Below are 22,915 nucleotides of genomic sequence, written 5' to 3'. Positions count from 1 at the left end.
CGAGTCGTCAACCTGAGGCCGACCCGACCGGGCGCCTTGCCCGATGCCTAGAACGTACGACTGTGCGGACGATTAACCCGAACTCGACACGCCAGCGATTCGTTACGCGCTGATGAACGTCTCGTTGCCGAACGCACGCAGGGTGTCGTCGAGGAGCTCGAAGCTCGCGGCATCCGTACCTGCGTGGGGAGCGATGCGCACCGCCGCACCCCGCGCCGTCACGACGATCCCGGCGTTCGCGAGCGCGGCGGCCAGGCGCCCGGGTTCCGCCGGAGCGAGAGACACGATGCCGGCACGCTGATGGCGCTCACGCGGGGAGCTCACCTCGATGCCGTGACGGTCGGCGATCTCGATCACGGTGTCGACGTTCTCGACCAACCGTGCCTCGATGGCGGCGACGCCGGCGTCGCGTACGTCCCGCACCCCGATGGCGAGTCGCCCTGCCGCGAGCGTGTCCGGCTGACTGACGGTGAAGGCGCGCGCGGACGGAGCGGGTGCCGGCAGCTCGTCGACGAACAGACCGGGAGACGTCGTACCGGTGATCCCGGACAGCACCGGGGCGATGCGCTCCCGTGCGCGCGGGGAGAACCACCCGAACGCACTGCCGCGGCCGGCGCGCAACCACTTGTAGCCGTGCCCTACCACCACATCCGCCGCAGAGTAGTCGACGTCGATCACCCCGAACGACTGGACGGCATCGACGATGAGCAGCCGATCGGGACCGATCGCCTCGCGGAGAGCGGCGAGATCGGTGCGGAAGCCGGTGCGGAAGTCGACGTGGCTCACAGCGAGTGCGACGACATCGTCGTCGAGGACATCGGTCACCGCATCAGGGGTCACGCGGCCGTCACCGGGCGTGATCCAGCGCGGCGTGACGGCGCACTGCGATGCCGTCGACGCGCGCTCCACCGTCAGGCTCACGCTCGGGAACTCGGCGGTGCTCGCGATCACTCCCCCGGTGAGACCGAACAGCGCGTGCATGAGCCCGTGCGTCGAAGAAGGCTGCAACGTGACGTCGGCCGCATCGGCGTCCAGCAGCTCGGCGACGAGTTCCTGTGCCTGGCCGATGCGCTCTCCGACGAGAGCGAGTGAGGAGGGCCGTCCGCTTGCCAGCAGGTCGGCATCGGCGAAGACCTCTTCCCGGACGGACGGCGACAGCGGCCCGAAGGCGGCCCAGTTCAAGTAGCCGGACTCGTTGTCGAAGGAATCGACATAGTCCTGGAAAGTGCTCACTGCGTCATTGTGGCACGGCTCCGCTCGGACCCGCCGCCGTGTCAGCGCCCGAAGCGCCTGTCCCGATCGGCATAGTCCCGGATCGCACGCAGGAAGTCGACCTGGCGGAGGTCCGGCCCCAGCGCCTCGACGAAGTAGAACTCGCTGTGCGCACTCTGCCAGAGGAGGAAATCGCTCAGCCGCTGCTCTCCACTGGTGCGGATCACGAGATCGGGGTCGGGCTGTCCCCCGGTGTACAGGTGCTCGCCGATCATCTCGGGCGTGAGGTGGGCTGCGAGGTCTTCGAGCGTGCCGCCTGACGCCTCGTGCTTCGCGATGATGCTCCGTACCGCATCGACGATCTCGTTGCGCCCGCCGTACCCGACCGCGAGGTTCACGTGCAGCCCGGTGTGATCCTTCGTGCGCTGCTCCGCGTCGGAGAGCACTCGCGCGAGCTCGGCGGGGAGGATGTCGGAGCGGCCGACGTGCTTCACCCGCCAGTTCCCCTCCAGGGACAGCGCCTCCGCCAGCTCCGCGATGATCTCGATGAGGTCGGCGAGCTCCGCGGAATCCCGCTTCCTCAGATTGTCGCTCGAGAGGAGGTAGAGCGAGACGACCCGCACACCGAGCTCGTCGCACCACTCCAGGAACTCGCGCATCTTCGCCGCACCCGCCCGGTGTCCCTCCGCGGGCGTGTCCAGCCCGAGCTGACGGGCCCAACGGCGATTGCCGTCGATCATCATCGCGACGTGGTGCGGCACACGAGCCGGATCGAGGTGACGACGCAGCCGACTCGTGTAGAGCCGGTACAGCGGCCCGCGTACCGGGCTCTCGCGTGGAATCACCCACCTACGCTACCGTGCCGCGGCCGTCCGCACCGTGTGGGAACGCTGGATATATGTGCCGTGAGCGGTATGCGGGGCCGCCTAGAGTGAGCACGTGAGCACTCCCGAGCACTCCGGTCCCGACGTCCCTCAGCTGCCCCTTCTGGACGCAGCCGCCGCGGATGCGGCCACCGACGTGAAACCGACCTGGCGAGGGTGGATCCACGCCGGCACCTTCCCGGTCGCCGTGGTCGCCGGAATCGTCCTGATCGTCGTGGCCGAGGGAGCCGCGGCGAAGTGGGCCTCCGCTGTGTTCATGCTCACGTCGCTGCTCCTCTTCGGCAACTCCGCGCTCTACCACCGCATCGACTGGAGTCCGAAGGTGAAGGTGATGCTCAAGCGCATCGACCACGCCAACATCCTGCTGCTCATCGCCGGTACCTATACGCCTCTGGCCGTGCTGGCGCTGCCACCGCAGAAGGGCATCCTGCTGCTCTGCCTGGTGTGGGGCGGCACCCTCGTCGGCATCCTCTTCCGCGTCTTCTGGATCAATGCGCCGCGTTGGCTCTACGTGGCCCTCTACCTGCTGCTGGGCTGGGCCGCCGTGATGTACATCGTCGATCTGATGAACGCGAACGCCGCGATGATGGTGCTGGTGATCGTCGGCGGTCTGCTCTACACGGGCGGCGCGATCGTCTACGCGCTCAAGAAGCCGAACCCCTGGCCGGGCCATTTCGGGTTCCACGAGATCTTCCACGTGTGCACGGTTCTCGCGTTCCTGTGCCACTGGACGGCGTGCCTGCTGATCGCGCTGGCGCCGCTTTCTCCCTCGCTGGGTGCGCCGTGACGCACGGTCAGCGCGTGGGCGAGTCGTCTCCGGGAGCGTCGGGCCGGTCCGAGGTCGACGGCTCCGCTCCGGGGGCGGCCGTGCCGTCGGTGTGACGCGCCGCCTCTTCGGCATCCAGCTCGTCGCGCACCTCTTCGCGGTAGCGGACACGGCGGATACGACGGTTCATGTCCCAGATCAAGAGGATGACCGCGATCACGACCACGACGATCGCGGCGAAGCCCACGAACCCCGGGGTGACCGACACCGGATCGACGGTCATGCTCGGCGTCGGCATCGGGGTCTCGGACAGAGAGAACATGAATCGGCCTTTCGTACGCAGGTCGCATAACCTGGTAACACCAGCCTAACGACCGGAAGACTCCCCTGTGACGACCGCACGAGACCTCGACGAACGCTATGGCCGAACCCGACGGCGGCGCACGCCCTGGATCGTCGGCGGCGCGGTCGCCGTGATCCTGCTCGGCGCGTTCGGCTGGATGACCGTCGCTCAGTCGATGGCGTCCGTCGACGCCGACGATCTGGGCTTCGAACTCGTCGACGAGCACTCGGTGAACATCACCTTCCAGGTCACCGGAGTGCAGGGCAAGAACGTCGTGTGCGCCGTCGAAGCGCTGGACGAGGAGTTCGGCGTCGTCGGCTGGAAGATCGTCGAGATCGAAGCAGGAGATAGCCACTCGCAGGCGCGTTCGGTCACCATCCCGACCGTCGCGGAAGCCACGACAGGTTTGGTGAACGCCTGCTGGGTCGCCTAGACTCGTGCCAGACAGACGACGCCCCGGCACCGTGCCGGGGCGTCTTGGCATATCCCCCGCAGCATGCCGGAGGGATCCCGAAAGAAGGAGCTTCGTCATGTCCACCGATGCTCAGGTTCCCTTCCTCACGCAGGAAGCGTACGACCGGCTCGTCGCCGAGCTGGAGCACCTGTCCACTGTCGGCCGCGACGAGATCGCCAAGCGCATCGAGGCGGCCCGCGAAGAGGGCGACCTCAAGGAGAACGGCGGGTACCACGCCGCGAAGGACGAGCAGGGCAAGCAGGAGGCCCGCATCCGCACTCTGGAGGGTCTGCTCAAGACCGCCAAGGTGGGCGAGGCTCCCGCCAGCCGCGGGATCGTCGAGCCCGGAACCGTCGTCACGGCCCTCGTCGCCGGCGGCGAAGAGGTCTTCCTCCTCGGCAGCCGCGAGATCGCCGCAGGCAGCGACCTCGACGTGTACAGCGAGGCCAGCCCCCTCGGCCAGGCCATCCTCGGCCTCAAGGTCGGCGAGAAGTCGTCCTACGAGGCTCCCAACGGTCGCGACATCAGCGTCGAGATCGTGAACGTCGAGACCTACACCGGCTGAGACGCCATACGGAAGCGCCCCCTCCTCCGCTCGGACGAGGGGGCGCTTCCGTATGCGCGATCGGTCGTGCTCAATCCGGGACGAGGATCGGCTCGAAGCCGGCCAGACGCAGAGTGTCGAGCGTGTGCTCGGAGTGCTCGGGACCGCGGGTCTCGACGCTGAGTTCGAGGATCACCTCGCTGATCTGCAGCCCGTGTCCGTGACGTGTGTGCATGGCCTCGATCACGTTCGCTCCGGCCTCCGCGATCAGCTCGGACACGCGGGCGAGCTGGCCGGGCCGGTCGGGCAGCGGGATGCGGATCGTGAGGTATCGACCGGACGCGGCGAGTCCGTGCGAGACGACCCGCTGCAGCAGGAGCGGGTCGATGTTCCCACCTGACAGCACGGCCATGGTGGTCCCCGTCGCGGTGACCTTGCCGGCGAGGATGGCTGCGACGCCCGCGGCGCCCGCGGGCTCGACCACGACCTTCGCCTGCTCGAGGAGGATGAGGATGGCTCGCGCCAGATCATCGTCGGAGACCGTGACCACCTCGTCGACGAGGTCCTTGATGATGTCGAACGGGATCGCACCGGGGCGCGCGACCAGGATGCCGTCGGCGATGGTCGGCCTCGTTACGATGTCGACGGGCTCTCCCGCCTCGAGCGATGGCGGCACGGCGGCGGCGTTCTCCGCCTGCACGCCGATGATCCTGACCGAGCGTCCGAGCTCGGCGGCACGGGCCTTGACAGCTGCGGCGACCCCGGCGATGAGACCTCCACCGCCGATGCCGAGCACGACGGTGTCGACCTCGGGCGCATCCTCCAGGAGCTCGAGCCCGAGCGTGCCCTGCCCGATCACGACGTCGCGGTGATCGAACGGGTGGATCAGCACCGCGCCGGTGCGCTCGGAGAACTCGGCGGCGAGACGCAGCGATGTCGCCACCGTCTCCCCCTCCAGCACCACTTCCGCTCCGTAGCCGCGAGTGGCGAGCAGCTTCGGCACCGGCACACCCAGGGGCATGAAGATCGTCGCGGGGATCCCGAGCGCTTGGGCGGCGAGGGCAACCCCCTGGGCATGGTTGCCGGCGGAGGCCGCGACCACTCCCCTGGCGCGCTCCTCGGCGCTCAGCTTGGACAGCCGGTAGGCCGCCCCGCGGATCTTGAAGGAGCCCGTGCGCTGGAGATTCTCCATCTTGAGCAGGACGGGTGCCCCGAGGATGTCGGAGAGGGCCCGCGACGGCAGCGATGGAGTGTGCGAGATCACCTCAGCCAGACTCTGAGCGGCATGCTCGAACTCGGTCAGGCTGGGGACTGCGCTCATCGATTCCTCCGTCTCCGCTCGCGCGGAACTGTGCTCCAGATCAGATCTCCGCTCGGTCCGACGCCGGTGCGCCAGGAACCCGAGCTGATGGTCACGGCGGCGACGTTGACGAACGCCGCCAACGGGACCGCGAACAGGGCGCCGGGGATTCCGGCGATCATCGCTCCTCCGGCCACGACGAGCACGACGGCGAGCGGGTGCACCTTGACCGCGGAACCCATCATGATCGGCTGCAGGATGTGTCCCTCGATCTGCTGGACCGCCAGCACCACGACGAGCATCCACAGAGCGATCCACGGCCCGTTGTAGACGAGGGCGAGGAAGACGGCGACCGCGCCGGTCACCACGGCACCGACGATCGGGATGAAGGAGCCCAGGAACACGAGAACCGCCACAGGGAGCGCGAGCGGAACCTGCAGCAGGAAGGCGCCGAGGCCGATGCCGATCGCATCGATGGTGGCCACGAAAAGCTGCGTGCGCGCGTAGTTGACGATCGTCGTCCAACCGTTGCGGGCGGCGCCGTCGACGGCCGGACGGGCGCGACGCGGGAAGATCTTGAGGGTCCAGCGCCAGATCCCGGCTCCATCGGCCAGCAGGCAGATGAGGATGAAGAGTGCGAGCAGGGCGCCCGTGGCGACGTGGCCGACGGTCGTGCCGATCGCGAGTGCGCCCGTCCAGAGCACCTGTGCCTGCTCGCTGATGAGGTCGAGACCCTGCTGGAGGTAGTCGGCGATCTGGGTGTCCGAGAGATTCAGCGGCCCGTCGTGCAGCCACACCTGGAACTGATCGAACGCCTCGGTCGACCGCTCCTGCACGTCGGGAAGCTGTGCGCGCACCTGCCAGACGACGAGCCACATCAGCCCGGTGACGATGGCGGCCGTCCCGATGAGCGAGATGGCGATCGCCAGCCATCGCGGGAGGCCGCGTCGCAGCATCCACGAGAACGCGGGCCACAGCAGCGCCGTGATGAGGATGCCGACCATGAGGGGGATGACCAGGAGCTTGAGCAGCATCACGAGCCAGATGAAGACGCCGATCGCAGCGGCGATGATCAGCAGCCGCCAGGCGTAGCTCGCGGTGATCCGCAACGGCAGGGGCACGGTCTCGTCGGCCTCGGTCGTCACGGTGCGGTCGGTGGAGACCGGGCGCGGACGGAAGAGATCACGCAGCCGGGGTCGCTGGTCGTCGCTCATCGCCCAAGTCTAAGGTCATGCCGTATGCCCTCGAACGCATCTTTCCGAGCGCGGAGCGATGTCGGCGCGCGGCGCTACCCTGGCGAGGTGACAGACACCCTCAGCTCGACCCAGGCACGTCGCATCGCGCTGGCCGCTCAGGGATTCACCCGAGCACGACCGGCGACGGTCGCGGGGCGGCACGTGCACCGGGTCATGGACCGGCTCGGAGTCCTGCAGATCGACTCCGTGAACGTGTTCGCGCGATCGCACTACCTCCCGCTGTTCTCACGGCTCGGCGCGTACGACCCCGCGCTGCTCGACCGCATCTTCCTCTCCCGCACGACGCACTACGTCGAGTACCTCGCCCACGAGGCCACTTTCATCCCTGTCGAGGACTGGCCGTTGTGGCGCTTCCGCATGGACGACTTCCGCCGACGCTGGGCGGGCGAGGACTCGTGGATGAGCAGCAACGCCCGCACCGTGCAGTGGGTGACGGACGAGCTGCGTGCGCGCGGTCCGCTGCGACCGGCCGACCTCCGCGAAGACGCACCGCGGGAGCGCGGCACCTGGTGGGACTGGGACGATGTGAAACTCGCGCTCGAGCACCTGTGGCGCACCGGTGACGTCGCGATCAGCGGGCGTCGCGGATTCGAGCGCACGTACGCGCTGGCGGAGCATGTCATTCCCGACACCATCCGCTCACGGGAGGTGTCCCGCGCCGAGTCCATCCTCGAGCTGAGCCGGCGCGCGGCGCGATCGAGTGGCGTCGCCACACAGTCGGATCTCGCCGACTACTACCGCATTCGCGACCGCGCCGCAGTCGCCCGCTCGATCGCCCAGCTCGTGGATTCGGGTGAGCTGATCCCGGTGAAGGTGCGGGGTTGGGAACATGGCGGGCGCCCGCTCCCCGCCTGGCGGCATCAGGATGCGGTGCTGCCGCGCAGAGTGGATACGGCGGCGATCCTGACGCCGTTCGACCCTGTGGTGTGGTTCCGGGACCGGGCCCTCCGTGCATTCGACCTCGACTATCGCATCGAGATCTACGTGCCGGCCGAGAAGCGGCGATTCGGCTACTACTCCCTGCCTGTGCTCGTCGGCGACCGCATCGTCGCACGGGTGGACCTCAAGGCCGATCGGACCACATCGACTCTGCAGGTGCAATCCGCGTGGTGGGAGCCGCAGGCGCGTCCCGGCGACGCGGAGCCGATCGCTCGGGAACTCGCACTCGCCGCCGCCTGGCAGGGTCTGGAGCACATCTCGGTGTCCGGTTGGGGTGACGCCACGGCGGCGCTTCACACCGCCCTGGCCGCGGGCACGGGAACAGGTCCGGCCGTGCGCCGCCATCTGCATCCCCGAGAGAGTCCCGCATGAACAAGGAGTCCCGCAGGAGCAGAGTGCGGCGGCGCTGGGTGATCAGCGGCGCCGCGGTCGTCGTCGTCCTCCTCGCCGCGGGGGTGTGGATCTGGCAATCCTCCGCGCGGTCGACCACCCCGGAGGAAGCGGCACTCGAGTACCTGCAAGCCCTGGAGTCCGGCGATGCCGACACCGTGCGGGCCACCGGGATCGTGGTCACGGAGGCCGCACTCGACGCCTTCGACGCCGCGAGCGCGCTGGTGCGAGACGCCGAGGTCACGCGCGTGCGACACAGCAACGGCAGCACGTCGGCGGCGGCGGCGGAGGTGTCGTTCGAGCTCGATGGAGATGCCCACGACGCAGTGCTCGCGCTCGACATGGTCGACGGCCGCTGGCGTGTCGACTCCTCGGGGCTCGGCAGGGTGACCCTCGACTCGACCATCGGTGCTTCCGTCGCGATCGGCACCACCGCTGTCCCCACGGGCGAAGCGGTCGCTCTCCTCCCCGCGCTGTACACGGTCTCTGCGATGCCGGCGACGCTGCTCGAAGGCGAGAGCGCTGTGACGGTCATGCCTGCCGTCGAGGTCACGACCGTGGTCGATGCCACGCTGCGCCCGGAGGCGACGGCGGTCGCCCAAGACCACGTGGACGACATCGTCGAAGCGTGCACCGTCCCCGGGACCGACACGCCGGACGGTTGCGGACTGCGCATCCCCTGGGGAACGGAGTTCCGTGATGTCGACGGGTTCCGCTACCGGGTCGAGGAGGCTCCCGCCGTCACTCTCACCCCGGCAGGCTTCACCGCGGACGGCGGGGTGCTGGTCGTCACCGTGACGGGGACCGGCGCAGACGGCGCCGGACGGACGACGACGTACCGCACGGACTCCTGGACGCTTCGCGGCGACGTGTCCTTCACCGCCGACGACCTCGTGCTCTCACCGTGGTGACGAACGCCGTCGCCGAACCGTGCGTCAGAAGTGCACGCGTCAGAACTGCACGCGCGGAGGCTCCGAGATGGCGCTGCTGTCGGCGACCTCGAAGAACTCGCGCTCGGTGAACCCCAGCCCCTTGGCGAACAGGTTGTTGGGGAAGACCTTGATCTTGGTGTTGAGCTCGCGCACGCCGCCGTTGTAGAACCGGCGCGCCGCCTGGATCTTGTCCTCGGTGTCGACCAGGGCCTGCTGCACCTGGAGGAAGTTGGTGCTCGCCTGCAGCTGCGGATACGCCTCAGCGACCGCGAACAGGCTGCGCAGAGCCTGCTGCAGGTGCCCCTCGGCGATACCGGCTTCTCCGGGCCCTCCCGCCGACAGCGTCTCGGCACGCGCACGGGTGACGTTCTCGAAGACCGCCTTCTCGTGCGAGGCGTAGCCCTTCACCGTCTCGATGAGGTTGGGGATGAGGTCGGCTCGTCGCTTGAGCTGCACGGTGATGCCGCTCCACGCCTCGTCGACGCGCACATTCAGCTGCACCAGCGAGTTGTACGTGGCCCACAGATAGATGCCGACGAGCAGGATCACTCCGACAACGATCAGTACCGGCACGAGCCATTCCATCAGAGGCCCACCCTTCCTCGTGTTTCTCTCATCCTAGACGCGCAGCCTGCACGTGGACTGGGCGTACGCGGCGTCCGCCGCCGTCGATTCAGCTGCCGAGCACCCGTTCGAGATAGCGGTTGCCGAACCGACGTTCCGGGTCGAGCCGGTCGCGCAGTGCGATGAAGTCGTCGAAGCGCGGATACCGCTCCCGGAGCGTCTCCGCGGTCAGCGTGTGGAGCTTGCCCCAGTGCGGACGTCCGCCGAACCCGTGCATGATCTCCTCCACCGCTCCGAAGTACTCCGTGGGGTCGGCTCGCCAGTATCGATGCACGGCGATGTACGCACTGTCGCGCCCGTGAGCGGTGGAGAGCCAGCGATCGTCGGCTGCGGCGAAACGCACTTCGATCGGGAACTCGATCCGCCACCCGCGCCGGTCGATGAGAGCCCTGACTGCCTGGAACGCCGCCACGACGTTCTCGGCCGGGATCGCATACTCCATCTCCCGGAAGCGCACGGTCCGGCTCTGGATGAGCACGCGGTGCGACAGCTCGGTGTACTCGCGATCGCCGGTGAGCTTGACCGCGAGCCGGCTGAACGATGGCGTGATCGCCGGGACGACCTGGCCGGCTGCGCACACGACGCGGTAGACGCCGTTCGAGAGCACCGTCTCGTCGATCCATCGCCCGACCACAGGGAGCGGCTTGCGGACCGTCGCTTCCGGGAGACGCGCCTGGCGCTTCGTCAGGGCGACGTCGGTGTGCGGGAACCAGTAGAACTCGAAGTGGTCGGATGAGGCGACGCGCTCGTCGAGGGTGGCGAGCACTTCGTCCAGGGCGACCGGCTCGTCGATGGCGTGCATCACGAACGCGGGCACGCATTGCAGCGTCACCTCGACGATGATGCCGAGGGCGCCGAGTCCCAGTGCCACCGCAGGCAGGAGCTCGCTCTCGTGCTCCTCGTCGATCCGCAGGAACTCGCCAGCGGCGGTGACCATCGTGACGCCGACGACCTGGGTGGCGAGGCCGCCGTATCCGGCTCCCGTACCGTGGGTGCCTGTGGAGATCGCTCCGGCGATGGACTGGCGATCGATGTCGCCGAGGTTCTCCATCGCGAGCCCGTACGGCGCCAGGAGCCCGGGGATGCGGTGCAGCCGCGTTCCGGCGAGCAGAGTCACCCGGCCGGTCTCGGCGTCGGCGGAGACGAGGCCCTGCAGGTCGTCGAGCTCGAGCAGCACACCAGGAGCGATGGCGATGCCGGTGAAGCTGTGACCGGCCCCCACCGCCTTCACGGGCAGTCCGTGCTTGACCGCGGCGATCACCGCGCGCTGCACGCCCTCCGGGCTGCGCGGCCGCTCCACGCGCACCGGACGCACGGACGCCGAGCGACCCCAGTTCTGCCAGGTGCCGCCGATTCTCGTCACAGGAAGGCCTTTCCCTCGCCGCGGTATGTCGGCAGCTCGTCGACGATCTCGTCGCCCGAGATCAGGTGATAGCTCTCGATGCGCTCTGCCGGCTCACCGCTCTTGGCATGGCGGAACCAGACACGGTCTCCCACGCCGAGCGACGCGGCCGCCGGCCCCTGCAGCGGCGTCTGCACCTCGCCGGCGGCTTCGCGGGAGAGGGTGTGGAGACCCTCGGGCCACACAGCACGCGGCTGCCGGGAAGCCACAGCGGGGCCGGAGGCGATCCACCCGCCTCCGAGCACCGTGGCGATGTCGGCGGCGGGGCGGCGCACCACATCGAACGCGAATGCGGAGGCGGGCGCGGGACGGAACGACCGGTAGCCGTCGAAGAGGTGTCCGCCGAGCAGCCCGCTGCCCGCGCTCGCCTCGGTGAGGGACTCGTCGCTGCCCGTGAACTCGAGCGATCCCGTTCCCCCGCCGTTGAGGATCTCCAGGGCTGCCACGGACCCGACTGCGGCGACGATCTCGGCTCGACGCTCACGCAGCTCGTTGCGCGAGCGCGCCTGCACCATGCGGATGAGCGGCGCATCGGGACCGGCGTCGTCGCCCTGACCGGCGATCTGCGCGTCGTACATCTGCAATCCGACGAGGCGGAACCCGGGGCGGGCGACCACCTTTCGGGCGAAGGCGGCGACCTCGCCCGCGCTGAACAGAGCAGAGCGGCGCACTCCGATGTGGCCGAGGATCGAGGACCGCCAGGAGGCATCCACGTCGATGGCGACGCGGAGCTCGGGGCGCGACCGGGGACCCGCGACGCTGTCGATCAGATCGAGGTGCACGAGGTCGTCGACCATCAGCGTGATACGCCGCGCGGCCTGCTCGTCGGCGAAGAGCCGCGCCAGTCCCGCGCGATCCACGGTCGGGTAGCCCAGCATGATGTCGTCGTGGGTCTCGGCGAGCCAGAGCGCCTCTTCGAGCGTGAAGGCGAGGATGCCGCGGAACCCCGGCAGCTTCAGCACGGCGTCGAGCACGGAGCGCACCCGCACGGACTTCGAGGCGACGCGGATCGGGAGTCCACCGGCCCGCACCAGAAGGTCCATCGCGTTGTAGCGGAGCGCCTCGCGGTCGATCACCGCCACCGGTGCCGGGAGGTGTCCTGTCGCCGCGGACAGGCGCGGCCAGTAACGGGCCGGGTCCTCCCACTCAGGGGCGACCGCGGAGGCACCGTGGACGGGGCTCAGTTCATCGATGAGGTCGAGCACTCCCCCACCCTAAGGCCTCGCGGACTCCGGTTCACCCCTGACGGCACGGCGTCGCAGTCGAGCGCGGCGATAGGCTGACCGGGAGGCCCCCGTAGCCCAATGGCAGAGGCAGGCGACTTAAAATCGCTTCAGTCTGGGTTCGAGTCCCAGCGGGGGCACCGCCGACGCTCAGTCCTCCCCCTGCGCGACCGCCTTCCGCTCACCCGCTGCCTCCCGTATCCGGCGCACGATCAGGACGACGAGAGCTATCGCGATGGCGGAGTAGACGGCGTAGTCGAGATAGCCGAGGTACTGCTCCAGCTGCTCGTGCTGGGTGCCCAACGCCGCTCCGACCCCGAGGAGAAGAGCGTTCCACAGTCCGCTCCCGATGATCGTGTAGACGCTGAAGGTCACGAGGTTCATCCGCGACGCGCCGGCGGGGATCGAGATGAGGCTGCGGACACCGGGAACCATCCGTCCGACCAGGACGGTCCAGCCGCCACTGCGCACGAACCACTCGGATCCGCGTTCGAGGTCGGAGCGACTCACCAGTTTCGTGGCAGCGAGCATCCGCACCGCCCGGTCCATGCCGATCGCCGCACCGAGCCAGTACAGCAGCAGCGCCCCCAGCCACGACGCCAAGGTGCTCCAGAAGATCAGCCACCCGAGATTCAGGGAGCCGCTCTGGCTCAGGTATCCCGCAAAGGGCAGGATGACCTCGCTCGGGATCGGCGGCACGAGCACCTCGAGAAAGACGAGCACGCCGACGCCGACGTCTCCGAGGGCTGTGAGGACGTCGGCGGCGAATCCGGTGAGGCCGGTGAAGCCGTGTTCGGCGGCAGCAGTGGGAACCATGCGGGGTCAGCGCCCGAAGATGTCGCCGATGCCGGGGAGGCCGAGATCGCCGAGCTGCTCGCCCCATCCACTCGCTGCCTCTCCGACCCCGGATACCGTCTCGCCGGCGGCCCCCATCAGCTCGCCTGCGCCGCCGGCGAGCGACTCGATGTCGACGCCCTCTGCGAGCGCTCCGAAGTCGACGCCGATGTTCGCCGCCTGCTCCAGCAGAGGCCCGGCCACGGTGCTGACCACCGCACCTCCGGCCACGACGCCGAGAAGACCGACGGTCGCGCCCCCTGCGGCGACGGCAGCGCCACCGACGCCTGCGCCCCGCACGCGCGAGAGCAGTCCGCGCATCCGTCCGGGGTTCATCGCCTCTGCACGACCCGCCGCTCTGGCGAGGTCGTCGGCTGATGAGGAGCGCGGCCGCTCTCCTGGCGCAAGTTCCTGTCGCATTCGAGCCTCGACGAGCGCACGCTGCTCGGGCGAAAGTCGCGCGAACGCCTCGCGGTGGATCTGCTCGACACGCTGCGGATCGGCCGTCTGCAGAAGGTAGTCGTAGCGGGCGATGGCCGCCCGATCGGCATCGGTCACGGACTGCGACGCGCGCGAGGCACCAGCCGCGGGCGGCGTGTACGGGTCACCGGCAGCCGGCGGCGTGTACGGGGCACCGGCTGCGGGACCGGGCAGCGAAGTCCGTCCGGCATCCCCCTGCCCGCGCACGGCGTCGACGGCGCCGCGCAGCATCCCGCTCCAATCCGTCGACCGGGATTCGTCGCGCGAGCGCGATCCGCCGGCCGAGTGGCCGTTGCGCCCTGAGGAGGCATTCTTCTCCAGCGCTTCGGAGGCCATTCCGATCAATCGGGAGAGCTTTCCCATGAGTGGTCCCTTTCGTGGTGCGGACCACCGGGGATCCACGACGTCGGGACGACGGCAGGGTTCACTCAGCAGCCCGCGATGCGGGTGCCAAGGTCTCCTCCACCCTCACGGGCCGGCGGGCCGGAGCACGATCTCGAGCTCGTAATGACGACTTCGCCGCATTTGGGAGTACTCCCCTTGCCCGCGAGACGATACCGACCGCACCTATGCGTCGCCTCGGAACGACCCGCCACGACGACGATCGGCCCCGGCGCAGTGCGCTCGGGGCCGATCGTCGTCGTGCAGAAGGTGTTACTTCGCCGCTGCTTCCGCCGTCTCGGGAGTCTTCTCCGCGACGGGCTTCTTCGCAGCCGGCTTCTTGGCAGCAGGCTTCTTCGCGGCGGGCTTCTTTTCCGCCGGAGCGGCCTTCTCCGCCGGAGCGGCCTTCTCCGCCGGGGCGGCCTTCGCCGGAGCATCAGCCACGGGCGCAGCGGGAGCGGCCGGGCGCGGACGCGCGGCGAACTCCTCGAAGACGTAGCGCGGGTTCTGCACCGTCTCGAGGTTCACGAGATCGCGGCCGAGCCACAGGTTGTTCCACCAGCCCCACAGCACGCGCCACTTGCGCTCCCACGTCGGCATCGCGAGACCGTGGTAACCGCGGTGCGCGAGCCAGGCGATGAAGCCCTTGAGCGCGATCTTGCCGGACTGGAAGACGCCGTTGTACAGGCCGAGACCTGCGACAGCGCCGAGGTTCTTGTGGAAGTAGTCCTTGGGCTTCTCGCCCCGGAGCACGGCCACGAGGTTCTTCGCGAGGAGCTTCGCCTGGCGGACCGCGTGCTGGGCGTTCGGCACGCAGAAGCCTCCGACGCCACCACCCGAGAGATCGGGGACAGCGGAGACGTCTCCGGCTGCCCATGCACCCTCGACGAAGGCCTCGGGTGTGCCGACGCGCAGATCGGCGCGGGTCTGGATGCGACCGCGCTCCTCGACCGGCAGATCTCCGCCGCGCACGACGGTCGGGTTGGCCATGACGCCGGCTGTCCACACGATGACGTCGGTCGGGATGACCTCGCCGGTGGAGAGCTCGACGTTGCCGTCGACCGCACTGGTGAGCTGCGTGTCGAGGTGCACGTTCGCGCCGCGCTTGGCGAGGTCCTTGAGCACCCACTCGCTCGTCTGCAGCGAGACCTCGGGCATGATGCGGCCCATCGCCTCGATGAGGTGGAAGTGCGTGTCCTCGAAGCTGATCTGCGGGTACTTGCCGACCAGCGCGGACGCCAGCGAGCGGAGTTCGGCGAACACCTCGATGCCGGCGAAGCCACCACCGACGACCACGACGGTCAACAGACGGTCGCGCTCGGGACCGGCGGGGAGCGAGGCGGCCTTGTCGAAGTTCGACATGACCTTGTCGCGGATCGCGACGGCCTCTTCGATCGTCTTCAGTCCGATCGCGTTGTCGGCGATGCCGGGGATCGGGAAGGTGCGCGAGACGGCGCCCGCCGTGACGACGATCTGGTCGTATGCGAACTCGTACGGCTCTCCCAGCGGCGGCGTGATGGTCGCGACCTTCTGGGCGTGGTTGATGTTGGTCGCCTTGGCGGTGAGCACGTTGGTGCGCTTGAGGTGACGGCGGTGCGCGACCACCGAGTGACGGGCCTCGATGGAGCCCGCGGCGACCTCGGGGAGGAACGGCTGGTACGTCATGTACGGCAGCGGGTCGACCATGGTCACGTCGGCTTCGCCCTTGCGCAGGTGCTTCTCGAGCTTCCACGCGGTGTAGAAACCCGCGTACCCTCCGCCGACGATCAGGATCTTGGGCACAGTGCTGTTCTGAGGCACAGAAGAACTACTCCTCGGAGTCGGGGGTGTGGCGTACGGAAATGCGCGCCGATCGGATGCGCCGGGCAGCAGCGGTGACGCCAAGCGCTATCAGGATACCAGGGACTGTGAGCGCAATGAGCGGCAGGGTACCGTAGCGCAATGAATCCGCGCTGGGAAGCAGCGGTGAGCCGGGATCGGTGGGTGCGTCGGCCGCCGGCAGAGGCGGGATGTCTACCGGCGTGACGGGCGCGGCCGTCTCGGGCTCCGTCTGTGCACGGCGGAAGACGCGGATCCACTCGGCGAGATCCCCCATCGGGTTCTCGCTCACCGCCGGAAGGTTCGCGGAGATCGCGGCAGCGGCGTCGACCAGCCCATACCCGTACAGCGGGTCCTGCGGTTTGACCGCGTCGGGGACGGGGATGGCGGTCTTGATGATGCGGTTGATCACGTCGATCGCCTTGATCTCGGGGTGCGCCGAGCGGATCAGGGCAGCGACCCCTGCGACGATCGGGGCTGCGCCGCTCGTGCCGCGCCACGGCGTGACGGTCCCGTCGGCGGAGACTCCGATGAGTCCTTCGCTGGGCGCGGAGATGCCGATCGTGATGCCCTGTGTCGAGGCCTCGATGCTGGCCGTGCCGGTCTGGTCGACGCCGCCGACCGTCAGCACCCCGGGGATGGTCGCGGGAGCACCGATGATGTTCGTGCCGCTCCCCCTGTTCCCCGCCGCGACGACCACCACGACGTCGTGCTGGAACGCGTAGAGGAATGCCTCATCCCAGCTCTCATCCCAATCGAGCGTGTTCGTGGTGAAGGAGAGGTTGATGATGTCGGCGCCGTTGTCGACGGCCCACTTCATGCCCTTCGCGACCTGCTCCGTGAACGGCACGGCCGCGGCGGCGCCGAATCCGACGGAGATCGAGAGCAGGTTCGCCTCCGGAGCGACGCCGATCATCCCGGTGCCGTCGGGAGCGCCTCGTCCGGCCGCGAGCGACGCCACCCAGGATCCGTGATTGCCGTCGACGGCACCCAGAGGGGTGCGGCCATCCGGCGTTCCGGTTCCCGATACGTCGGTTCCGCCGACCACGGCGTCGCCGAAGACGGAGGGCACCTTGGCGATACCCGTGTCGATCACGGCGATCGTCACGCCCTCGCCACGTGTGGTCTGCCAGGCTTCGCGGATACGCGCGCCGTCGAGCCAGTACTCCGAGGCCCGGACCGGGTCGGCCGGGTCGTCCGGGACCGGTGGCGGGGTGGCCGTGGCCCCGATGAGCAGCACGGAAGCTGCGACCACCACGATGGCGGCAGCGCTGCGCAGCGTCCGGCGCACGGTCATGCCGTGGAGGCCGCCGCGTCGCGGGTGGCAGCGCCGGGGTCTTCGCAGCGGCAGACGGCGGGCGACCAGGAGGAACGCGCGAGCGCCGCGTCGCCGATCGGGTTCACTCCAGGACCGGCGGCCAGGGCATGCCCGGCCAGGGCGTGCAGGCACTTGACGCGCGTGGGCATGCCACCCGCGGAGATGCCGTCGATCTCGGGGACCTCGCCGAACTCGGCACGATCCGCCAGGTAGGCCTCGTGGGCTGCGAGATAGGCCGCAGCCATGTCCTCGTCCTCGGCGATGAGTGCGGCGAGCTCGGGCATCACCTGGGTGGCTTCCAGCGTCGACATCGCCGCCGTCGCCGCAGGGTGCGTGAGGTAGTAGAACGTGGGGAACGGCGTGCCGTCCGGCAGGCGCGGCGTCGTGGCGACCACCGTCGGGTTGCCGCAGTCGCAACGGGCCGCGATACCCACCACACCCCGGGCGGAACGGCCGAGCTGGGCCGATACGACGGCGAGTTCTGCGGGCGTGGGGGCGGGGAAGGGCGGCGTGGTCACCCCACCAGCGTAGGGGAGGCTGCGGGGAAGATGCTCGGAGCGGATGCTCAGCGAGTGACGGCGGCGGTGTCGCTGAGCCCGGACGACACGAGGGTGCGCAGCAGCTGCGGCATCCAGTCCGTCGGCTTCTCGACGAGCGTGTCGCTCACCGGCTCCTGCTCCCGCGGGAGTGCAGCAGGATCGAGGTCGTTGTCGATCAGGTAGACGACCTCGCCTGGTTTCACGTAATAGAGGCGCTCGCGGGCCTGCGTCGTGATGTACGCGGGGTCGTTCCAGCGCTCGCGTTCGGCTTCGAGCGCCGCGATCTGGTCTTCGCTCACCTGCACGGAGGCCTCGAGGGCTGCGATCTTCTGGCGCTGGTCGATGAAGGTCCCGAGCGTCGGCACCAGCACCCACGCACCGAGCACCACCAGCGAGAGCATGATGACGGAGAAGGCGGAGAGGCGGATGCCGGAAGCCCACTCGCGCACATCGACGCGGGGGGCTCCGCCTCGGCTCCCCGCCGCCGCGCGCGCGGTCGAAGGCGCCGCCGCGCGCGCGGTCGACGGCGAGGTCGCGCGGGCCTTCGGCGTCGCCCTGCCCTTGCCTTTCGCCGCGGGTTTCGGCGTGTGCGCTCCCGGAGACGGCGAAGGAGGAGCCGGTCGTCGTGCCACGGCTCCTCCTTCGTCGTGCCGCATCAGCGGCGGTGTTCACCGCCCGCGGGCGGCTCTGCGTGCGTGTGTGCGCTCAGGCCTGGTAGCGCGGGAACGCGGAACGGCCGGCGAAGACCGCGGCGTCGCCCAGCTCCTCCTCGATGCGCAGCAGCTGGTTGTACTTCGCGACGCGCTCGCTGCGAGCGGGCGCGCCGGCCTTGATCTGACCGGCGTTGGTCGCGACGACCAGGTCGGCGATCGTGGTGTCCTCGGTCTCACCCGAACGGTGCGACAGCATCGCGGTGTAGCCCGAGCGCTGTGCGAGGCTGACCGCGTCGAACGTCTCGGTGAGCGTGCCGATCTGGTTGACCTTCACGAGCAGCGAGTTGGCGACACCGCGCTTGATGCCGTCGGCGAGACGCTGCGGGTTGGTGACGAACAGGTCGTCGCCGACCAGCTGCACCTTCGAGCCGAGCGCCTCGGTCAGGTGCTTCCAGTTGTCCCAGTCGTCCTCTGCCAGAGCGTCTTCGATCGTGACGATCGGGAAGTCGTTGACGAGTCCGACGTAGTACTCGGTGAGAGCGGCGGCGTCCCAGTCCTTGTTGTCGAGGCGGTAGACGCCGTCCTTGAAGAACTCGGTGGCTGCGACGTCGAGGCCGAGCGCGATGTCGGTGCCCGGCGTGAAGCCGGCCTTCTCGATCGCCTTCACCAGGAAGTCGAGACCCTCGCGGTTGCTGGGCAGGTCGGGGGCGAAGCCGCCCTCGTCGCCGAGGCCGGTCGCGTAGCCCGCGGCCTTCAGCTCGGCGCGCAGCACGTGGTAGGTCTCCACGCCCCAGCGCAGTGCCTCGGAGTAGGTCTCCGCACCGATCGGCGCGAGGAAGAACTCCTGCATGTCGATGCCGTTGTCTGCATGCTCGCCACCGTTGATGACGTTGAACAGCGGAACGGGGAGCACGTGGGCGTTCGGACCGCCCAGGTAGCGGAACAGCGGAAGGTCGGCCGAGTCGGCCGCGGCCTTCGCGACCGCGAGGCTCACGCCGAGGATGGCGTTGGCGCCGACGCGCTTCTTGTTCTCGGTGCCGTCGACCTCGATGAGGATCTCGTCGACGATGCGCTGCTCGCTGGCCTCGACGCCTTCGATCGCCGGTCCGAGCTCGTCGATGATGGCCTCGACGGCCTTGAGCACGCCCTTGCCGCCGTAGCGGCTCTTGTCGCCGTCGCGGAGCTCGTACGCCTCGAACGCGCCGGTGGATGCACCGGACGGCACGGCCGCCCGCTGCACGATGCCGTCGTCGAGGAGGACCTCCACCTCGACGGTCGGGTTTCCGCGCGAGTCGAGAATCTCGCGTGCGCCTACAGCCTCGATCAGTGCCACTGATGTGCTCCTTGCTCAGGGGGAAAACGTTGTGTGGAGCGTCGTCGATCCGCGCCCAGTCTAGCCCGGCCTCCCGACGGCTCCGAGGACCCGCCCGTCAGACGACGACCGCGATCGCGAAGCCGTCCCATCCCTTGGCTCCCACGGTCTGCAGTGCCGTGGCATCGAAGCGCGGGTCCTCCCCCAGCATGCGCAGACCTTCGCGCGTGCCGACGACCTTGGGGTCGTCGGAGTCGTCACGGACGATCTCGCCCTCGCGCCCGATGTTGTCGAGAACGATGACGGTGCCGGGATGACCGAGCTTCGCCGCCCAGTCGAGGTAGATCGTGTTGGACTCCTTGTCGGCGTCGATGAACACCAGGTCGAATCCGCCGACCAGGGTCGGAAGCACGTCCGCTCCCCTGCCCACCCGGATGTCAACGCGGTCTCCGACGCCCGCGGCGTCGATGCTGGCGCGTGCGACCGCCGCGTTGTCCGCCTCCGCCTCGACCGTCACGACGCGTCCATCGGAGCCCACCGCGCGGGCGAGCCAGATCGTGGAGTACCCGCCGAGGGTGCCGATCTCGAGCACCCTGCGCGCGCCGCTGATCCGGGCCAGCAGATGCAGGAGCTTGCCGGCCACCGGAGCGACCTCGATCTCGGGCATGCCCGCGTCACGCTGGGCGGCGAGCGCCGACTCCAGGTCGGGGTCGGGACCGACGAGCAGGTCGGCGAGGTAGGAGTCGGCATCGGACCAGGCGGCGGGGGTGGATTCCATGGCCTCAGCCAACCCCCGCCGCTGCCCTCCGTCAAGGGCGCGGCGTGGAGAGCAGACGACCGGGCGCGTCAGCGAGCTCGGGCTGCCGTCGGAACTGGCCGGTCGACACGAGCACGAGCACGACCGCGGCGATCACGACCCAGCTGGCGACCCCCAGGGGACCTGCGAGAGCGAGGTCCGGCTGCGCAGCGGCGAAGATCATGACCATCCCCGCAGCCGCGTTCAACGAGCCGTGCGCGATCACGGCCGGCCACACGGAGGCCGACCGCAGACGCAGCCAGCCGAGCAGGATGCCCCAGGCCACGCATCCGCCGACCATGAACAGCACCCCGGTGATGTCAGTGCGCCCGAAGTTGTAGCCGAGCAGGATGACCGGACTGTGCCAGAGGCCCCAGATCACGCCACTGAGGATCAGCGCAGGCCAGGTCCCGAGCGGGCGCAGCGCCGGCAGCAGCCAGCCCCGCCACCCGAGCTCCTCTCCGAATGCGAAGAGACTGTTGAACAGCCCGCCGACCGGGATCATCGCCAGCTGCGCGAACACGATGACCTGGACGGGAGGAAGCGGCGTACCGGCCGGGACGGCCTTCTCCAGCTCGGCGGCGAAGGCCGCGAACGTCAGGTCGAGCTGCACGAAGCCGAGAGCCGCGGACAACAGGATGCCCAGTGCCACCAGGAGCGGCGGCGCGAGCCAGCCAGCCACCATGAGCCAGATCACGCGTTTCGCGGGGCGCAACGGCCACAGTCCGAGGAAGCGGGCGCGCCGCCCTGGCGCGGGGACGCGCATCAGGAACGTCACCACCAGCGCGGCGATCGCGGGGGTGAACATCATGATCGGCAGCAGGAAGACCGACATCGGCTCGGCGAGACCGTCGCCCAGCCACAGTGGCAGCGCCACGAGCCAGGCGAGGGCGAAGGACACCGCCACGAAGACGATCACCGCGGCCCAGGGCACGCGACGCGCGTGCAGGATCCGGTCGTTCATGAGGTCGCCTTTCCGTCGTCGGTCGAGGGGGAATCCGGTGTTCGCGAGCGGTCGACATAGGACTGCAGCAGTGCGGCAGCTTCTTCCGCACCGTCGATCGTCGCGATGAAGGGCCGTCGACCGCGGCGGGACACCTCGATCGCCGCGCCACGTCGCATGACGATGCCCGTGCGGCCGTCGACGGCGATGCGCCATCCCCATCCGCCGAACTCACCGAACGGCGAGATGTCCACGGCGCGGGCGGACTCGACCTCATCGAGAGGGATGCGAACACGCGGCCACCCCAGCAGGGAGCGGGCGGAGAAGCCTTCGGGCGTGACCTTGATACGGAAGGACGTGGTCGCCGCCACCGCGAAGCCCACGACGAGCGCGACCACCGCGACGATCCAGCCGCCCTCGACGCCGGTGCCCAGCATGAACGCGGCGACCACGACGAGGCCGAAGAGCACGACGAAAAGGAGCAGGAGCGCCCCGCGCGGCATCGTGGTCGTGGCGACCCACACGACGCGCTCCCCCTTCGCGACGTGCACGGCGTACCGAGGCTCGAGTGTGCGTCCCTGTTCCGCTCGCACTCGCGGCTGCACGACCCACGCGATGGCACCGACCACCGCGAGCGCCCCGAAGGCCAGGGCCATGACGCCGCCGATCCCCGGAGCGTCAGCCGGGTCGGCGAGGTCGCGCTGGATCGCGAGCGAACCGAGGCTCATGACGGCGGCGAGGGACGACATGCCGGCGGCGAGCGCGCCCATCATCCGTGCAGCGCCGCCCCAGTGCGCACCGACCGCGGCGAGTGTCACGATGGCCATCAGCACGGGCAGCCCGAGGCCGACACCGAGGAGGATCCAGAGGTACGTGGCCGGAGCTCCGAAGCCGTCGGCACCGTTCAGCCCCCAGTGCGTCGCGACCTCCGGCGGCAGCGCGGGCAACCACGTCAGCAGGACCACGACGGCGATCGCCGTGATGACGACCGGCAGGATCACCGCGACGAGGAAGAAGGCCAGCCGGGCGCGTCGCAGCAGCGGAGGCGGTGTGCGCGTGAGGTCGTGGGTGGTTTCGTGATCGCTCATGGCGAATCCTACTCGGGGTTCTCGATCGGGCGCATACCTGTGTCGGCATCGCGGTGTGCGCGGACGATGCCGGCGAGCGTGTCGGCGGAGACGCCGAGCGCTGCGGCGCGACGCACCAGGTCGTCGATGTCGTGCGCGAGTTCGGCCAGGGGCGCGGCCGAGGCCGCGATGACCGCTCCCCTGCCGCGACGGAGATCCACCAGGCCCTCGTCGCGCAGCTGCTGGTACGCGTGCAGCACGGTGTGCTGGTTGATGTCCAGCGCTTCGGCGACGTCGCGCGCCGCGGGAAGACGATCGCCGGGCGCCAGCACGCCGGCGAGGATGTCGGAGCGCACCGAAGCCGCCACCTGGTCGTACAGCGCCCGCGGGCTGTCGAGATCGACGCGGATCAGCATCCGGCCCCCCTCTCCTCGAATCTCTACTTATTCTATGCAAACTATAACAACTGTGACAACCCTCCAGACGGCTTTGTCGGACTCGGTCG

Annotated in this window: 24 protein-coding genes and 1 tRNA gene; 6 read left to right on the top strand and 19 right to left on the bottom strand. The window is 69.3% G+C overall.

Features of this window, described 5'->3' with window-relative positions:
* Positions 1–102 precede the first annotated feature (102 nt).
* Together HDC31_RS05820 and HDC31_RS05815 are read right to left on the bottom strand one after the other, a co-directional pair.
* Entirely contained in the window at positions 103–1,233 is a 1,131-nt protein-coding gene (locus HDC31_RS05820; protein WP_113681660.1) for an aminotransferase class V-fold PLP-dependent enzyme, read from the bottom strand.
* Between the two features lie 41 nt (positions 1,234–1,274).
* On the bottom strand, positions 1,275–2,054 hold the full coding sequence (locus HDC31_RS05815; protein WP_046749846.1) for an isoprenyl transferase: 780 nt from the start codon (positions 2,052–2,054) through the stop codon (positions 1,275–1,277).
* Positions 2,055–2,151: 97 nt separating this feature from the next.
* On the opposite strand from HDC31_RS05815, the gene HDC31_RS05810 reads away from it, so the two are divergent.
* Positions 2,152–2,883 (top strand): hemolysin III family protein, encoded by a 732-nt coding sequence (locus HDC31_RS05810; protein ID WP_113681659.1) that lies wholly within the window; start codon positions 2,152–2,154, stop codon positions 2,881–2,883.
* 7 nt (positions 2,884–2,890) lie between these two features.
* Here HDC31_RS05810 and HDC31_RS05805 read toward each other — a convergent pair whose 3' ends face one another.
* Complete coding sequence (locus HDC31_RS05805; RefSeq protein ID WP_113681658.1) at positions 2,891–3,184, bottom strand: hypothetical protein; 294 nt, start codon at positions 3,182–3,184, stop codon at positions 2,891–2,893.
* Positions 3,185–3,251: 67 nt separating this feature from the next.
* On the opposite strand from HDC31_RS05805, the gene HDC31_RS05800 reads away from it, so the two are divergent.
* Both HDC31_RS05800 and greA read left to right on the top strand, forming a co-directional pair.
* Positions 3,252–3,638: a DUF4307 domain-containing protein gene (locus HDC31_RS05800; RefSeq protein ID WP_046749627.1), complete on the top strand. Its 387-nt coding sequence runs from the start codon at positions 3,252–3,254 to the stop codon at positions 3,636–3,638.
* Positions 3,639–3,735: 97 nt separating this feature from the next.
* On the top strand, positions 3,736–4,224 hold the full coding sequence (gene greA / locus HDC31_RS05795; protein ID WP_045262727.1) for a transcription elongation factor GreA: 489 nt from the start codon (positions 3,736–3,738) through the stop codon (positions 4,222–4,224).
* Positions 4,225–4,294: 70 nt separating this feature from the next.
* Here the strand turns inward: greA and ilvA are convergent, their stop codons facing one another.
* Together ilvA and HDC31_RS05785 are read right to left on the bottom strand one after the other, a co-directional pair.
* Positions 4,295–5,524 carry a threonine ammonia-lyase gene (gene ilvA / locus HDC31_RS05790; protein WP_046749628.1) on the bottom strand — a complete coding sequence of 410 codons (1,230 nt, stop codon included), beginning with the start codon at positions 5,522–5,524 and terminating at the stop codon, positions 4,295–4,297.
* Entirely contained in the window at positions 5,521–6,717 is a 1,197-nt protein-coding gene (locus HDC31_RS05785; protein ID WP_046749629.1) for an AI-2E family transporter, read from the bottom strand. Before HDC31_RS05785 ends, ilvA begins: the two co-directional genes overlap by 4 nt.
* A gap of 87 nt (positions 6,718–6,804) precedes the next feature.
* Here HDC31_RS05785 and HDC31_RS05780 point away from each other — a divergent pair, with 87 nt between their 5' ends.
* Together HDC31_RS05780 and HDC31_RS05775 are read left to right on the top strand one after the other, a co-directional pair.
* Positions 6,805–8,070: a winged helix-turn-helix domain-containing protein gene (locus HDC31_RS05780; RefSeq protein WP_179515902.1), complete on the top strand. Its 1,266-nt coding sequence runs from the start codon at positions 6,805–6,807 to the stop codon at positions 8,068–8,070.
* The gene (locus tag HDC31_RS05775) at positions 8,067–8,999 is read left to right on the top strand and encodes a hypothetical protein (protein WP_147251349.1); all 933 of its coding nucleotides are present in this window, start codon (positions 8,067–8,069) and stop codon (positions 8,997–8,999) included. The genes HDC31_RS05780 and HDC31_RS05775 overlap by 4 nt, the downstream gene beginning before the upstream one ends.
* Positions 9,000–9,038: 39 nt before the next feature.
* On the opposite strand, the gene HDC31_RS05770 is transcribed toward HDC31_RS05775, so the two are convergent.
* From HDC31_RS05770 to HDC31_RS05760, 3 genes are all read right to left on the bottom strand, one after another.
* The gene (locus tag HDC31_RS05770) at positions 9,039–9,605 is read right to left on the bottom strand and encodes a LemA family protein (RefSeq protein ID WP_046749632.1); all 567 of its coding nucleotides are present in this window, start codon (positions 9,603–9,605) and stop codon (positions 9,039–9,041) included.
* Between the two features lie 88 nt (positions 9,606–9,693).
* Positions 9,694–11,007: a D-arabinono-1,4-lactone oxidase gene (locus HDC31_RS05765; RefSeq protein ID WP_179515901.1), complete on the bottom strand. Its 1,314-nt coding sequence runs from the start codon at positions 11,005–11,007 to the stop codon at positions 9,694–9,696.
* The gene (locus HDC31_RS05760; RefSeq protein WP_113681656.1) at positions 11,004–12,251 is read right to left on the bottom strand and encodes an alanine racemase; all 1,248 of its coding nucleotides are present in this window, start codon (positions 12,249–12,251) and stop codon (positions 11,004–11,006) included. The genes HDC31_RS05765 and HDC31_RS05760 overlap by 4 nt, the downstream gene beginning before the upstream one ends.
* Positions 12,252–12,336: 85 nt before the next feature.
* On the opposite strand from HDC31_RS05760, the gene HDC31_RS05755 reads away from it, so the two are divergent.
* Positions 12,337–12,409: transfer RNA gene (locus HDC31_RS05755), tRNA-Leu, on the top strand.
* A 10-nt stretch (positions 12,410–12,419) separates the two neighbouring features.
* On the opposite strand, the gene HDC31_RS05750 is transcribed toward HDC31_RS05755, so the two are convergent.
* The 11 genes from HDC31_RS05750 to HDC31_RS05700 all read right to left on the bottom strand — a co-directional run bounded on the left by HDC31_RS05750 (position 12,420) and on the right by HDC31_RS05700 (position 22,826).
* Positions 12,420–13,085 carry a DedA family protein gene (locus HDC31_RS05750; protein WP_046749635.1) on the bottom strand — a complete coding sequence of 222 codons (666 nt, stop codon included), beginning with the start codon at positions 13,083–13,085 and terminating at the stop codon, positions 12,420–12,422.
* Positions 13,086–13,091: 6 nt separating this feature from the next.
* Positions 13,092–13,946, bottom strand: a complete 855-nt coding sequence (locus HDC31_RS05745; RefSeq protein WP_179515900.1) for a cation-transporting ATPase — start codon at positions 13,944–13,946, stop codon at positions 13,092–13,094.
* Positions 13,947–14,237: 291 nt separating this feature from the next.
* On the bottom strand, positions 14,238–15,746 hold the full coding sequence (locus HDC31_RS05740; protein ID WP_113681480.1) for an NAD(P)/FAD-dependent oxidoreductase: 1,509 nt from the start codon (positions 15,744–15,746) through the stop codon (positions 14,238–14,240).
* Positions 15,747–15,771: 25 nt separating this feature from the next.
* A complete protein-coding gene (locus HDC31_RS05735; protein WP_046749637.1) occupies positions 15,772–17,079 on the bottom strand; it encodes a S8 family serine peptidase in 1,308 nt (435 codons plus the stop codon).
* Positions 17,076–17,618: a DUF501 domain-containing protein gene (locus HDC31_RS05730; protein WP_179515899.1), complete on the bottom strand. Its 543-nt coding sequence runs from the start codon at positions 17,616–17,618 to the stop codon at positions 17,076–17,078. The genes HDC31_RS05735 and HDC31_RS05730 overlap by 4 nt, the downstream gene beginning before the upstream one ends.
* Before the next feature lie 47 nt (positions 17,619–17,665).
* Positions 17,666–18,271: a septum formation initiator family protein gene (locus HDC31_RS20500; protein ID WP_179515898.1), complete on the bottom strand. Its 606-nt coding sequence runs from the start codon at positions 18,269–18,271 to the stop codon at positions 17,666–17,668.
* Between the two features lie 73 nt (positions 18,272–18,344).
* Positions 18,345–19,625, bottom strand: coding sequence for a phosphopyruvate hydratase (gene eno / locus HDC31_RS05720; RefSeq protein ID WP_046749639.1), 1,281 nt, complete (start codon positions 19,623–19,625; stop codon positions 18,345–18,347).
* 97 nt (positions 19,626–19,722) lie between these two features.
* Complete coding sequence (locus HDC31_RS05715) at positions 19,723–20,382, bottom strand: O-methyltransferase (RefSeq protein ID WP_061015571.1); 660 nt, start codon at positions 20,380–20,382, stop codon at positions 19,723–19,725.
* Between the two features lie 31 nt (positions 20,383–20,413).
* Positions 20,414–21,364 (bottom strand): CPBP family intramembrane glutamic endopeptidase, encoded by a 951-nt coding sequence (locus HDC31_RS05710; protein ID WP_113680110.1) that lies wholly within the window; start codon positions 21,362–21,364, stop codon positions 20,414–20,416.
* On the bottom strand, positions 21,361–22,431 hold the full coding sequence (locus tag HDC31_RS05705; RefSeq protein ID WP_058632520.1) for a DUF1648 domain-containing protein: 1,071 nt from the start codon (positions 22,429–22,431) through the stop codon (positions 21,361–21,363). Before HDC31_RS05705 ends, HDC31_RS05710 begins: the two co-directional genes overlap by 4 nt.
* An 8-nt stretch (positions 22,432–22,439) precedes the next feature.
* Entirely contained in the window at positions 22,440–22,826 is a 387-nt protein-coding gene (locus tag HDC31_RS05700) for a GntR family transcriptional regulator (protein ID WP_113680109.1), read from the bottom strand.
* Positions 22,827–22,915: the final 89 nt, after the last annotated feature.

The organism is Microbacterium sp. JAI119 (genome assembly GCF_013410135.1).
GTDB classification, from domain to species: Bacteria; Actinomycetota; Actinomycetes; order Actinomycetales; family Microbacteriaceae; genus Microbacterium; species Microbacterium oxydans.
This window is presented reverse-complemented; position numbering and strand designations above follow the sequence as displayed.